We start from the raw sequence: 410 nt of genomic DNA on the forward strand, positions 1-410 counted from the left end.
AGCGTAGCTGCGTCGTTGACGGAACCTGGGCCTGCCCACTCTGCGTCTGAAGCTCGATCAGAATACGCCCGACGTGGCGCATCGAGGTCAATGATTCAGTCGCTAGATGAAATGGCTGAAAACTCATTGCGTATGCTCGACGGCGAAACGATCGTCTCAATCGATCCGGCGCTGTTAGACAGTTCGTTTGTCGCGGATCGGATTGACGAAGACGACGAGGATTATCGAGACCTGAGAGAGGCTATTAGTCGTTCAGGGCAGTCCACACCGATATTAGTTCGACCCCATCCTGATGGCTCGACACGCTATATGATCGTATTCGGCCATCGACGCGCGAAGGTGGCGAAGGATTTAGGAATCAAAGTACGGGCGATCGTCAAACCGCTGCCCGATATCGAACACGTAGTCGC

Annotated in this window: 1 protein-coding gene; it reads left to right on the forward strand. The window is 54.1% G+C overall.

Annotation, left to right across the window (positions count from 1 at the left end):
* Nucleotides 1–90 precede the first annotated feature (90 nt).
* The coding region (locus tag EN750_RS38930; RefSeq protein WP_245482967.1) for a ParB/RepB/Spo0J family partition protein at nucleotides 91–410 on the forward strand (320 nt) is incomplete at its 3' end.

The sequence above is a fragment of the Mesorhizobium sp. M7A.F.Ca.ET.027.03.2.1 genome (genome assembly GCF_003999175.1).
Lineage (GTDB): Bacteria > Pseudomonadota > Alphaproteobacteria > Rhizobiales > Rhizobiaceae > Mesorhizobium.